Source organism: Acidovorax sp. WCS2018Noco2-16, from assembly GCF_031843945.1.
Lineage (GTDB): Bacteria > Pseudomonadota > Gammaproteobacteria > Burkholderiales > Burkholderiaceae_C > Paracidovorax.
Genome location: NZ_JAVTJJ010000004.1, coordinates 246,084 through 258,722 on the forward strand (window position 1 = coordinate 246,084; position 12,639 = coordinate 258,722).

13 protein-coding genes are annotated in these 12,639 nt (G+C 67.5%); 9 read left to right on the forward strand and 4 right to left on the reverse strand.

The genetic code is table 11. The annotated features are described in order from the left end of the window. The first annotated feature begins 3 nt into the window (after positions 1-3). The 5 genes from RQI28_RS12155 to otnI all read left to right on the forward strand — a co-directional run bounded on the left by RQI28_RS12155 (position 4) and on the right by otnI (position 3,995). Positions 4-1,185, forward strand: a complete 1,182-nt coding sequence (locus RQI28_RS12155; RefSeq protein WP_311222852.1) for a hypothetical protein — start codon at positions 4-6, stop codon at positions 1,183-1,185. A 30-nt stretch (positions 1,186-1,215) separates the two neighbouring features. Beyond that, on the forward strand, positions 1,216-2,100 hold the full coding sequence (locus RQI28_RS12160; protein ID WP_311222853.1) for an MBL fold metallo-hydrolase: 885 nt from the start codon (positions 1,216-1,218) through the stop codon (positions 2,098-2,100). Between the two features lie 56 nt (positions 2,101-2,156). Beyond that, positions 2,157-2,345 carry a hypothetical protein gene (locus tag RQI28_RS12165; RefSeq protein WP_311222854.1) on the forward strand — a complete coding sequence of 63 codons (189 nt, stop codon included), beginning with the start codon at positions 2,157-2,159 and terminating at the stop codon, positions 2,343-2,345. 353 nt (positions 2,346-2,698) lie between these two features. Then, positions 2,699-3,058, forward strand: a complete 360-nt coding sequence (locus tag RQI28_RS12170; RefSeq protein WP_311222855.1) for a hypothetical protein — start codon at positions 2,699-2,701, stop codon at positions 3,056-3,058. A 112-nt stretch (positions 3,059-3,170) separates the two neighbouring features. Continuing rightward, a complete protein-coding gene (gene otnI, locus RQI28_RS12175; RefSeq protein WP_311222856.1) occupies positions 3,171-3,995 on the forward strand; it encodes a 2-oxo-tetronate isomerase in 825 nt (274 codons plus the stop codon). A gap of 50 nt (positions 3,996-4,045) precedes the next feature. Here otnI and RQI28_RS12180 read toward each other — a convergent pair whose 3' ends face one another. Further along, the gene (locus RQI28_RS12180) at positions 4,046-4,987 is read right to left on the reverse strand and encodes a 2OG-Fe(II) oxygenase family protein (protein WP_311222889.1); all 942 of its coding nucleotides are present in this window, start codon (positions 4,985-4,987) and stop codon (positions 4,046-4,048) included. A 675-nt stretch (positions 4,988-5,662) separates the two neighbouring features. On the opposite strand from RQI28_RS12180, the gene RQI28_RS12185 reads away from it, so the two are divergent. The 3 genes from RQI28_RS12185 (at position 5,663) to RQI28_RS12195 (ending at position 8,158) form a co-directional block, all read left to right on the forward strand. After that, a complete protein-coding gene (locus tag RQI28_RS12185) occupies positions 5,663-6,703 on the forward strand; it encodes an ABC transporter substrate-binding protein (RefSeq protein ID WP_311222857.1) in 1,041 nt (346 codons plus the stop codon). Continuing rightward, the gene (locus RQI28_RS12190; RefSeq protein WP_311222858.1) at positions 6,700-7,224 is read left to right on the forward strand and encodes a nucleoside deaminase; all 525 of its coding nucleotides are present in this window, start codon (positions 6,700-6,702) and stop codon (positions 7,222-7,224) included. Before RQI28_RS12185 ends, RQI28_RS12190 begins: the two co-directional genes overlap by 4 nt. Positions 7,225-7,327: 103 nt before the next feature. Continuing rightward, positions 7,328-8,158, forward strand: a complete 831-nt coding sequence (locus RQI28_RS12195) for an urease accessory protein UreD (protein ID WP_311222859.1) — start codon at positions 7,328-7,330, stop codon at positions 8,156-8,158. Position 8,159: 1 nt separating this feature from the next. Here the strand turns inward: RQI28_RS12195 and RQI28_RS12200 are convergent, their stop codons facing one another. Both RQI28_RS12200 and RQI28_RS12205 read right to left on the reverse strand, forming a co-directional pair. Beyond that, positions 8,160-9,029: a metallophosphoesterase gene (locus RQI28_RS12200; protein WP_311222860.1), complete on the reverse strand. Its 870-nt coding sequence runs from the start codon at positions 9,027-9,029 to the stop codon at positions 8,160-8,162. Between the two features lie 42 nt (positions 9,030-9,071). Further along, positions 9,072-10,139 (reverse strand): diacylglycerol kinase family protein, encoded by a 1,068-nt coding sequence (locus RQI28_RS12205; protein WP_311222861.1) that lies wholly within the window; start codon positions 10,137-10,139, stop codon positions 9,072-9,074. Between the two features lie 318 nt (positions 10,140-10,457). Between RQI28_RS12205 and RQI28_RS12210 the strand changes: the two genes are divergently transcribed. Beyond that, positions 10,458-11,291 (forward strand): phosphatase PAP2 family protein, encoded by an 834-nt coding sequence (locus tag RQI28_RS12210; protein WP_311222862.1) that lies wholly within the window; start codon positions 10,458-10,460, stop codon positions 11,289-11,291. Here RQI28_RS12210 and RQI28_RS12215 read toward each other — a convergent pair. Then, positions 11,288-12,535, reverse strand: a complete 1,248-nt coding sequence (locus RQI28_RS12215) for an MFS transporter (RefSeq protein ID WP_404976905.1) — start codon at positions 12,533-12,535, stop codon at positions 11,288-11,290. The two genes, RQI28_RS12210 and RQI28_RS12215, sit on opposite strands and share 4 nt — an antisense overlap. Positions 12,536-12,639 lie beyond the last annotated feature (104 nt).

Here is a 12,639-nt window from a genome sequence, read left to right on the forward strand (position 1 = left end):
CGCATGACTCTCAACCTCTTCCAAGACCGGGGCATGGCTCTGGACCGCCAACGCCTGAGCTGGAAAGACATGGTCGGCAGACCCATCAGCAAACTCGATGACGACGCCTTCACGCGCGTGCGCATCATCCTGATGAACGGTGTCGAGCTGGACTCGCTGCGCACCAAGCAGGTCGCCCTGCGCATGAACGCATCGGCCCGCGTCGCCCTGGCGCAGCTGATGCGGGTCGAGCAGCACCAGGCCACCACCATCAACTGGCTGCTCGGCGCAGACCACTCGCCGCTGGAAACCACCATCGGCTACGAACAGACGGCCATTGAGGTCACGGCCTCGGTCGCGCAGCTGGAGCCAGACCCTTACCTGTCGCAGGGCTACCGGTATGCGCTGCTGGAAGACTTCGACCATCTCTACCGCTATAGCGCGCTGCTGGACCGCCTGGAGGGCAAGGACCCCAACAACATCACGCAGGGCTATACCGACATCGTGCCTGCGCGCGAAACCTGGTTCCACCACCGCGCCCCCGAGCACGACCTGCTCGAGCCGTACGGCCCCGATGCGGTGCTGGCGACCAAACTGCATGCGCTGACGCTCACCGGGGGCGAATACCAGACGCACGACTACTACATGAACATCGGCCCCGTGTTTGCCGACCCGCTGGCGCGGCAACTGTATGCCGAGATCGCTTCGGTGGAATCGCAGCACATCACACACTACGGCTCCATGCTGAACCCGAACGAATCGATTCTGGAGAAACTGCTGATTTCCGAGGCATGCGAGGTGTGGAACTACGCCGGCTGCGCGATGCAGGAGAGCAACCCGCGCGTGCGCGCCATCTGGGAGCGCTTCCTGGACTACGAACTGGGCCACTTCCAGGTCGCCCTGCAGCTGTTCAAGGACATTGAGCGCCGCGACCCTGCGGAGGTGCTGGGCGACGGCTCCCTGCCGCGCTTCATCGAGTTCCGCAGCCAGCGCGACTACCTCACCCGGGTGGTCGAGCAGGAAACGGGCATGCGCAAGGATGGCACCCGTTTCGTAAACACCGCAAATGAAGGAGCGTCTTCGCAGTGGTACCGCGACGCCGTGAACGCTGCGGGCTCGCCGTCGCAGGCTGTGTCGGCCACCTATGCGTGGACACCGGGGACCGAACTGACGCGCCAGGACGCTCACCTGCGGCGTGCAGCCTGATCCGCGTAGCGCCGCGGCAAGCGAGAGGCCATGGTCAAGGTTCACCATCTCAACTGCGTCAGCGCCTGCCCCCTCGGAGGGCGGCTCATGGACGGAAGGGTTCCCTCGATATGGCAGCGGGGCTGCTTGTGCTGCCACTGCCTGCTGCTGGAAACCGATGCCGGCCTGACCCTGGTGGACACGGGCTATGGCTTGCAGGACGTGCGCCACCCAGAGCGCCGCCTGAGCAGCCTGTTCCTGTGGCTGATGTCGCCCGACCTGCGCGAAGAAATGACCGCCGCAGGCCAGATAGAGCGCCTGGGTTTCAGCTGCAACGAGGTGCGCCACATCGTGCTGACGCACCTGGACTTCGACCACGCGGGCGGTTTGGACGACTTTCCAAAGGCGTCCATCCACCTCCTGCGGCGCGAGCGCGACACCGCTTCGGCGCAGCGAACCTGGCTGGACCGGCAGCGCTACCGGCCTCAGCAATGGAGCAGCCGCGGGCGGTGGCGGGTCTACGACGGCACGCAAGGCGACGACTGGCATGGCTTCAACTGCGTCAGAGGGCTGCACGGCCTGCCGGACGATGTGCTGCTGGTGCCACTGGCGGGCCACACCCTGGGCCATGCGGGCGTTGCGGTGCGCGCTGAATCGGGATGGGTGCTGATGGCCGGCGATGCGTATTTCCATCACCGCGAAATGGATGCCGAGTCGCCGTGGTGCACCCCTGGGCTGCGCATGTACCAGACGCTGATGGAGAAAGACCGCGCCTCGCGCCTGTCCAACCAGGCGCGGCTGCGCGCCCTGGCGGCCCGCCATGCCGCGGAGATCCAGGTACTGAGCGCGCACGACCCGGTCGAGTTCGAGCGCGCGGCCGGCCGTCCGGTAGATGCGCCCGTGCCCATGAGCGGCGCCAGCTGGCTGGCCCGCTGACCTGCCAGTTGAACTGCCACCTGAACCAAATGCAAGCTTCACCAAAGGAGTCCACCATGACGGGACGCTCTCCCCACACCACGTCTTCCCCCCAATCGCCCGAACCGAACCACCAAGCCGCCTCTGCCGGCAGCAGCGCAGGGGCACCTGAACGCAGTCGCCACCACTATCGCAACCACCGGTTCGTGATCGTCGTCACGCTGGTGATGGCTTTGCTGTTCTTGCTGATCTGGGTGCAATGGTGATGAGCCGGTAACCTGCTGCAAGTGCCGTAGCGGGCCAACGCCCTGGGCCGCCTGACCGCCGGAAGGTAAAGCACGGGCTGTCCGCTGGCGGCGGCGCTGAAGCAGGCCATCGCCGCAGGACCTTTCGAGGCCGGCGCACGCAAAGGTGCACCACAGATTACCGGCCGCGTCCTACAAAGGAGCAAAGGGTCGGGCGCACGATAAGGGTCCGTCCACATCCAGCCATCCCGGCGTTGCGGCTGCCGGGGGTGGCCTTCTCTCATTTCATCTTCTTCATGCCCCATCCCGCTTCTGCCTCCTGGGCCGCCGGCGTCCAAAAGGCTCACGCATTTCAACCAGACTGGGAAAACTACGTGACCACCAAGGTGCGCCTCGTCCGCGCCGCTTTGCTGCCGGGCATCGACACCTTTGCCGAAGGCGATTGGCAGGTGCCCATGGCCACCGGCTACATCGAGCTGTCGGGCATGCGCGCTGGGGCCTACCGCACGCAGCTGAAGATCGGCTTCACGGATTCAGGGCGCCTCGTCATGCCCACGTTCCAGATCATCGAGAACCTGGCCGTCGGCACGCTGGTGATGAGTTCGCTGTGCATGTCTTCGGCATTGCAGTTCGCCCACAGTTCCATGGCGCACATCAGGATCGGCGGCGACGGGCGCCGCAATGCGCTGGCCACGGACCTGGCGCTGCTCGAAACGGCTTGGGACGCGCCCTGACAGCGGCGACCGGGCAGCGCACACGGGAGTGACAGAGAACCCATCCTCGGCAGGCACGCTCGGCTGCATGCCTTAGATTGCGGGCTGCCCTCAGCCACTCGAGTCACCCGCCATGCCCCGCTTCGCCGCCAACCTCTCGCTGCTCTACAACGAAGTACCTTTCCTCGACCGCTTCGAAGCGGCCGCGCGAGACGGTTTTGAGGCAGTGGAGTACCTGTTTCCGTACGACCATGCGCCCGAGCAGCTGGCCGCGCTATTGCGCCAGCACGGGCTGCAGCAGGTGCTTTTCAACGCACCCCCGGGCGACTGGAACGCGGACGAGCGCGGCATCGCCTGCCTGCCGGGGCGGGAGGCGGAGTTCGTTCAAGGCATTCGCAAGGCACTCACCTATGCCCAGGCGCTGGCCTGCCCCCGCATCCACGTCATGGCCGGCCTGGTGCCGCCAGGGGCACACGCCGCGGAACTGCGTGCCACCTACGTCGCTAACCTGCGCAACGCGGCAGCGCTGGCCGCCGCGCAAGGCGTGCAACTGTTGCTGGAACCGATCAACCCGCGCGACATGCCGGGGTTCTTTCTGAACCACCAGAGCGATGCGCACGCGCTGTTGGCAGAGATCGGCGCGCCGAACGTCGCAGTGCAGATGGACCTGTACCACTGCCAGATTGTCGAAGGCGATCTGGCCTCGCGCATTCGTCAGTACGTGCCCACGGGCCGCGTCGGCCACATCCAGATCGCTGGCGTGCCCGAGCGGCATGAGCCGGACGTGGGCGAGGTGCACTACCCCTATCTGTTCGAGTTGTTGGACCAGCTGGGCTACGACGGCTGGATCGGGTGCGAGTACCGGCCTGCGCGCGGCAGCGCACCCCACGCCACGCGCGATGGCCTGGGCTGGCTGGCGCCGTGGCTGGGCACACCCACCCAAAAACTATCAAATTGATAGCTACCAGCGCTTATCTATCAAGCGCTGGAGGCCTATTTGACTCAAAATCAATATCGGTTAGAGAAATTGGCGCTGATGCGCTGGCGCAAATATTCGGCACCGGTGATGGGCGGGTGCTTGCGGCCCGGCCCTTCGATCACTGCGTCTTCATCGGCCTGCGCGAAGAAGGCCAGGCTGTAGCGCGCGCCCTGGTATTCGTGCGGCAGGGGGTTGCGCACGCGGTGGAAGTTGCTGGGCAGCTGGTCGTCGCTCCAGCGTGTGAGCATGTCGCCGATGTTGCAGGTGATGACGCCTTCGGCCGGCTGCACCGGCGTCCACGCGCGGCCTTCCATTTCCTTGCCGGGCAGCACCTGCAAGCCGCCCTGCCCTGCGCGCTGAAACAGCAATGTGAGGCAGTCGAAGTCGGTGTGCGCGCCGGCGCGCCACAGGCCCAGGTCGTCTTTCAGCGCCGGGTCCACGGCGAAGTAATGCAGCATGCGCAGCGTGCTCTGGTAGCCGGTGCTGGCGGGGTTATGCGCGCGGGTGAAGAAGTCGGGCGCAAAGCCCAGCTTGTACGCAAAGCACGACAACAGGCGCATGGCCACGCTCCAGCACTGCGCCTCAAAGCGCAGCGTGGCCTCTTGAAAGCCGGGCAGTTCGGCCTCGCTGGGCCACAGGCCCGCCATGCGCGGGCGGGTCATCTGGTACGACTCTTTCTGGTCGGGCGTGCGGGTCGAAGGGCGAATCTGCGCCTTGTGTTCCCAGCCGGCATTGCGTGCCAGCGGCCACTGCGCCTTGGTCTCCGCAGGCAGCGCAAAGAAGCGTTCGGCGCGTTCGAATGCGGCGCCAATGTCGTCCAGCGCAATGCCGTGGCCGGTGACCTGGAAGAAGCCGATATCGACCGATGCGCTCCACAGCGCTTCGGCAATCTCTTCCTTGCGCTGCTCGAAGTCGGAGATGTCGATGCAGCGCACTTCGCGCTCGGTGGTCTCGCGGCCCAGGCCGCCCATGCGGCCCTCTTTTTCCAGCTCGGCGATCACGTCCTGGGCGTTGGAGGGCTCGTAGATCGGTGCTTGCAAGGCAGATGGGTCTTGGGGGCGGTTGGCGTCAGAAAGAATGGGCATGGTGGTCCTCGTCATGGGTCAATCCACAAGGCCCGTGGCACCAGCGCGGCATGCCTTTGCTGAAGGGCGCAGCGCCATGGGCTCTTGAAGGAACATGGCGCGGCTGGCAGCGTTGCGCACGCCGATGAAGGCGCCACGCACACCGCCCGGCACGCGCCGGCTTCAAGAGCAATGACCCGCCGGCTGGCTCCGCTGCAGGGGCGGAGCCAAACGAACTGAACGCTTCTACTCTTGCCGTGGTGGCAAGCAATTCACAGGCCAGCGAAACCGCGGCCACGCAGCCTCCAAACGCTCCATGACGGCGCCAGAGCGCACCAGCGCAATGCACGGCGATGCACACACAGTGCACAGCGCACCGGCAAAGCGCTTTTTCTTCGCGCGCCGGGCAAGGCGGGCCAAGTCATTCGCAGGCACGCTTCATGCAATGACGTCTGCCGAGTAGAAGCGTTCAGCGCAACCGGTTTCTTCAACCCGATGGCGCCCGGAAATTGCTCAGTTCGACCGACCGCGCACGGAGCATTTCCGCGCGCGCCGGCCCCCGACCGAACCGAGAGCCCTGCCATGCAACGACGCCAATTTCTCTCCACCACCCTTGCCACCGCCGCTTCCGTGGCTGCGCCGCTGGCGATGCTCCACGCGCCCGCCGTGCATGCGCAGGGCAACCTGACACCGCTGAAGTTCACGCTCGACTTCCGCGTGACCAGCCAGACGTCGCCCTTCTTCCTGGCGCATGCCAAGGGCTACTACCGCGACGAGGGTCTCAACGTGAGCATCGACGTGGGCGCCGGCTCGGTCGCGTCCATCACCCGCGTGGCCAGTGGCGCATATGACCTGGGCCTGGGTGACATCAGCTCGCTGGTGGAATTCCATGCACAGAACCCCGACACGGCCGTGCAGGCCATCTACCAGTACTACAACCGCGCGCCCTTCGTCATCATCGGCCGGCGTGATCGGGGCATCACCGACGACTTCCAGTCGCTCAAGGGAAAGAAGGTGGCCGCCGCTGCCGTGGAGGCCACGCGCCGCTGCTGGCCGATGGTGGCACGCTCGCTCAAGACCCCGCCCGAGCTGTTCGATTGGGTGACCACCGACTTCAGCGCGCGCGACAACGTCATGGTGCGTGGCGATGTGGATGCGGCAACGTACTTCCACGATTCGGCCGTGTCGCTGTTTGCGCGCATTCCGCCCAAGGACCTAGCAGTGCTGGAATACGGCAAGGCCGGCCTGCAGCTGTACGGCAACGCGCTGCTGGCCGGCAAGCTGCTGCAAGACAAGCCCGAAGCCGCCCGTGCCTTTTTGCGCGCCAGCAACCGCGCACTGCGCGAGACCCTGGCCGCCCCCGAAGCCGCGTTTGCCGCCATCAAGGCGCGCGAGCCCATTCTGAACATGGACGTGGAGCGCGATCGCTGGGCCATCACCCGGCAGTACCTGCTGACGGCCGAAACCCAGGCCATCGGCCTGGGCGCCGTACAGCCCGGCGTCCTCAGCAGCCAGGTGGACGAAGTGGCCGCCGTGTTCAACCTGGCCCGCAAGCCGGCGCCTGAACGCGTGTTCAACCCCGGCTTTCTACCTGCCGCTGCCGACCGCAAGGTGTCGGCATGAGCGCCCAGCCCATCGCATCAGAGGCCTTGCCCGCAGAGGTGCCGCTGGACGAGCGCGACGGCCTGTACCTGCGCCAGGCCATCGCGCTGGCGGACAAGGCCCGCGCGCGCGGCAACCGGCCGTTCGGGGCAGTGATCGTCGGCGCCGACGGCCTGCTGCTGGCCGAGGCGTGGAACGCCAATGGCGAAACCGGCGACTGCACTGCGCACGCCGAAACCTCGGCCGTGCGCATCGCCAGCCCGCAGCATGGCCGCGAAGCATTTGCGCAAGCCACGCTGTATTCATCCGGCGAGCCTTGCGTAATGTGCGCGGGCGCCATCTTCTGGGCCAACATCGGGCGGGTGGTGTACGGCATCGACGCGCAGCGGTTGCGGCACTTTCGGGGCGAGCGGCTCGACCAGCGCGACGCGGAACTGTCGTGCCGCGACGTGTTTGCCGCGTCGGCGCACCGCATTGACTGCATCGGCCCGGCGCTGATCGAAGAAGCCTCGGCATCGCACGTAGGCGCGTGGAAAGCCTGACCCCACACGGGCTGGCGCTGAGGTCGGCGCGGTTTTTAAGTCAAATGGGCCTCCAGCGCCCGTATATCATGCGCTAGTCGCTCACTATTCGATAGCAATACGCATGACCTGGCTTGCCCGCCTGCAACTGGACTACCGCCGCGAACAGGACCGCACCGTCGCCCGCTTCGAGCACAGCGGACCGCTGCGCATCCTGCAAAGCCTGTACCCCGAAGGCGACACGGTCTGCCACAACGTGCTGGTGCACCCGCCCGGCGGGTTGGTGGGCGGCGACGTGCTAGACATTGCCCTGCGCGTGGGCGGCGGCGCGCACGGGCTGGTCACCACGCCCGGCGCCACGCGCTTTTACCGCTCATTGGGCGAGCTGGCACTGCAGCGCACGCATGCCGTGCTGGAACCTGGCGCGCGGCTGGAATGGCTGCCGCTGGAGGCGCTGTGCTACGACGGCTGCCAGGCCGAAAACCGGCTGACCATGGAGGTGGCGCCCGGCGCAGAGATGTTCGGGCTGGACGTGACGGCCTTCGGCTTGCCGCATGCCGACAAGCCGTTCACGCAAGGGCGGTTTCAGCAGCACATCGAAGTGCCCGGGCTGTGGCTGGAACGCGGCCGGGTCGATGCCAGCGACGCGCTGCTGATGGACGGCCGCCTGGGCCTGGCGGGCCACCGCTGCATGGCCTCGCTATTCTTCGTGACGGGCACTCCGCTCACGCGCGAGCGGCGCGAGACGGCGCTGGACAGCGCCCGTGCGGTGATCGACGCCGACCCACTGGTGGCCACCGCCGGCGCCACCTGCCCCAACGACCGCGTGGTGGTGGTGCGCGTGCTGGCACCGGTGGTGGAGCCGGCCATGGCGCTGCTGCAGCGCGTGTGGGCGGCCTGGCGCGTGGCGCTGTGGCAGCTGCCAGCGCAACGTCCGCGTATCTGGTCGATGTGAGTTAAAGGCTGCTTGCGACCGGCGAAGGCGCAACTGAATGGCGGGCCAGCTCAGCGACAGGGGTGGTTGCCAGAATCGAGGGGCTCGTCAGGTCATGGCGCCCCACGGGCAGAAACTCTCCCGCGTCGCGCACGTAGTCCCAGCGGGTCAGCCAGCGCTGGTCGCCGGTACCGGAGGGCGATGGCAAGCGCTCCAGCGTGATGAGGCTGTTGGGTGCGTTGGACCGCAGCCGCACCGACACCGCGGTGCCCGCCTGCGCCGACCAAAGGCCGGTGATCGGCTCGATCAGCCCGGGCTCGTGCGCATGCCCCGACAGCAGCAACTGCGCCCCGGCGGCGCTCCAGCGTGTCAAGGCCCGCTCGCAGCGGTGTGGGCGATGGCTGCGGTCTTGCGGGTGCGTAGCGACCAGCGGGTGGTGGCTGGCCACGACATGCCAGGCGTCTGGCCGGGAGGCCGACAGGCGCTCGGCCACCGCGTCGATCTGCTTGACGGACAGGCTGCCGCGCTGATGGCGCCACCACCGCGTGGTGTTCACCCCGATGACCACGAAGCCGTCGGCATCGCAGACAGGCTCCAGGTCATCGCCCCACCACCGGGCGTACCGGTAGTAGGCACGGCCGCCCAGGCGTTCCCACCACGCGAACAGCGGCACATCGTGATTGCCGGGCAGCACCAGGCAATGCTCGGTGGGCAGTGCCGACAAAAAGCGGTGTGCCTGCTCGAACTCTTCCGGCGTGGCCCGCTGTGTCAGGTCACCCGACACGACGAGCACGCGCACGCCCAGCCGTGCGGTCAGGCGCGCGACGGCGTCGCACACCATGGGGTCATGGGCTCCAAAATGCAGATCGGACAGATGCAGCAGCACACTCATGCGGTGGTTCGGCCTTTGCGGGTCATGGCGGTTGTTGGTTCGTTAAACGGGCGCAAGGCCCACGGCAGGCACGGCCGGCGCTTCTTCCGCCTGGGCGGCGGGTGCGGGGTCGTCGCTTTTGACGGTGGCGGTGGGCGCCACCAGCCACAGCGGCCGATCGCCCACGCGGAAATTGATGGGCGGAGCCATCCATTCGCGTTCGCCGTCGAACGCAACCTTCACGCGGTGCGGCTTCCAGCTGGCGGGCTCCACGATCATCTCGGTACAGGCAATGCTGCTGACCGATTCGTCCTCGCCCAGCTTGCCCCGCACGGCGTTCCACAGCATGCTGGCCGGGGATGCATCGCCCTCTTGCGGCTTGAGCACCACCACAGCCAGGTGGTCGCCCTCGGCGACTTCGCGGGCCTCCGGAATGCCCACCCGTTCGAGTTGCAGATGGTTGTTGCCCACGAACAGCGTGGAAACCAGATGCTCCTGCTGCTGCAACGGCGCGTTGGCATCGGGCCGCACCGATACGCGCCAGCGGCGCGAGGCACCGCCGCGCAGCACGCTCCACATCGAAGACAAAATGGCCACCCAGCGCGTGCGGCCAAAGCGGCGAGACGCGCGCTCGCGGTTGTCCAGCAAACGCGGGTACAGGCCGACGCTGGCGTTGACGAGGAACATGCGGTCGTTGACGAAACCCACGCTCACCGGGCGCATGTCGCCGCCGTCCAGCGCGGTCAATACGTCCTGCACGGCCTCTTGCGGGTCCAGAGACAGTGACTGGTCGCGTGCGAAATAGTTGAAGGTACCCATGGGCAGCACGCCCATCGGCACGCCCTGCGCCCACGCCGCGGTGGCCACTGCATTGATGGTGCCGTCGCCGCCGGCTGCCACCACCAGGCCACCGTCGGCCTTGGCACTGCGTGCGGCCTCTTGGGACAGTTGGACGATGTCCGCCCTTGCCTTGGGCACGTGCCAGCGCACGGCGCGTTGCTTGAGCGCAGGCACGGCGTCGAGCCTGGCACGCAACTGGTCGAGGTCGGCGCCCGGGCGCAAGGGCACCACGATATGGATGGTGCCGTTGGCGTCAGGCCGGGGCGGCAGATAGGGCGGAGATTGCGTCATGGTGGAACACCCGCGCGGCACGTTGCCGGAAAGCATCGTTGAAAGCCGGCGTGGAAGCGGTGCAGTGGGCGCATTGTTGGATGCAAGGCGGCCCCAGCAGGCCGGAACCCAGCCTCGACCGCTGTCAGCCAATGCCGATAAATGCCCCTGCCATGGTGGATTGCCGCGCTGGGCTGGTGAGAATGCGGCTCCGCGCCTCTTCGCAATGCTCTGTCTACCGTTCATGCCCTTTCCGCCCTTCTCGACGTACTGCCTGCCGCACTTTGCATCGCGCTTGGCCAACGCCAGCCATTCGCTGCCACATCAAGGACGGCAGCCATGAGCGGCGTATCGACCTGGGGCGCATGGGCCGGCACTCACCCCGTGGCGGTTTGGCTCTGCGGCCTGGCGCTGGGCGTTGGCATCAGCTGGGCCGTGCGCGCAGCAGCGCAAAGTGCTGCGCCGCTGTACACACCCTGGTCGCAACGGCTGCCGCGCCCCTCGGGGCCCGCCGGGCTGGCTGCGACCATGGCGGCGGCCGCGTTGCTGCTGTGGGCCTGTGCCCACACGCTGGCCCTGATCGCCGAAGCCTGGGGCAACCCGACCGCCTGGGCCACGCTGGACCAGAGCCTGGCCGACACCCTGCGCGCCACCGCATCGGTGGCCACCCTGACGATGTTCGCCTGGCTGACCCATATGGGCGACACCGCCGTGCTGTACGTGCTGGCGGCCGTGGTGGGCGCGTTGCTCTGGTGGCGCGGCTACCGCATGCTGGCCACGGGCTGGCTGGTGGCCCTGGCAGGCAACGGCGTGCTGACCCGCGCTTTCAAGCACAGCTTCGAGCGGATCAGGCCCGTGCACACGCACGAGATCGCTGTGGCCGACGGGTTCAGCTTTCCCAGCGGCCACAGCAGTTCGTCGCTGGTGGCGTACACCATGCTGGCGTACCTGGCGTTGCGCCTGCTGCCGCGGCGCTGGCATCTGCCATCGGTGATGGCGGCAGCGGCCATCATCGTCACCGTGGGCTGGAGCCGGGTGGTGCTGCAGGTGCATTTCGCCAGCGACGTGCTGGCTGGCTGGATCACCGGCGGCGCCTGGGTGACCTGCTGCCTGCTGGTGATGCACGGCGCCACGCGCTGGCGCCGGCTGCGCGGGCCGGCACCGACGCCCTAGCGCGGGGCGGTAGCGGCAGGCTGGTTGCGCCCTGCCCGGTCACTGGCCAGCGACCAGGCGAAGATACCCAGGCCGGCCACGCCCAATATGGCGCCCACCCAGCCGGTGGATGTCCACCCCAGGCCGGCGGCGATGGCCATGCCGCCCAGCCACGCGCCCAGCGCGTTGGCGGCGTTGAAGGCGGAATGGTTCAGCGCGGCGGCAAGCGTTTGCGCATCGCCCGCCACGTCCATCAGCCGGATCTGCAGCGCCGGGCCAATGGCCACGACCGTGCCGAGCAGGAAGGTGGCCAGCGCCGCCGTCACCACGTGGTGCGCGGCGAATACGAAGAAAATCAGCACCGCCACGGACCACGCCAGCAACTGCCCGATGGTGCGCATCAGGGCTTTGTCTGCCATGCGCGAGCCCACCAGATTGCCGGCGACCATCCCCAGGCCGAACAGCGCCAGCACGAAGGGCACGCCGCCCAGCGGCAGGCCAGCGACCTCGGTCAGCGTGGGCTTGATGTAGCTGAACACCGCGAACATGCCGCCGAAGCCGATGGCACCGATGCCCAAGGTGAGCCAGACCTGCTTGCGCTTGAGCGCACCCAGTTCTCGCAACGGGCTGGCGTCACGCGGGGCGGGCACGTGGGGCACGCCCACGCGCACGAGGGCCACTGCAGCCAAGGCCACCACGCCCACGAAGACGAAAGCCGCGCGCCAGCCGAAGTACTGCCCCAGCGTAGCGGCGATGGGCACGCCCACCAGCGTCGCGCTGGTCAGCCCCAGCATCACCAACCCCACCGCACGCGCCCGCTGGCCTGGCGGTGCCAGCGAAGCGGCGACCAGCGCCGCCACGCCGAAATACGTGCCGTGCGGCAGCCCCGTCAGCAGCCGCATGGCCGCCAGTGACTGGTAGCCGGGCGCCAGGGCGGTGGCGAAATTGCCCAGCGCATACACCGCCATCAGCGCCATCAGCAGCGCCCGGCGGCCCCAGCCCGCTGCCAGCACGGCCAGCACCGGCGCACCCACCACCACGCCCAGCGCATAGGCGCTGATGACGTGGCCGGCCTGCGGAATCGTCACGCCGATGTCCTGCGCCACTTCGGGCAGCAGGCCCATGATCACGAACTCGCCGGTGCCGATGGAAAAGCCGCCCACGCCCAGCGCCAGCACGGCGCGCATCAGCGTGCGGCTGTCATGGGCCGTGTCGTTGACAGCAGTGGCAGACGAGCAATCGGACGAGATCGAAGACGTGGACATGGAACGAGCGAGAGGGGTTCGAAGGCGGGGCGCGAGCGGCACATCAGGGTAAACCCGATGAACCAGCGACCTTAGCACGCTGCCGGTTTCCTTGCAGATGCAGG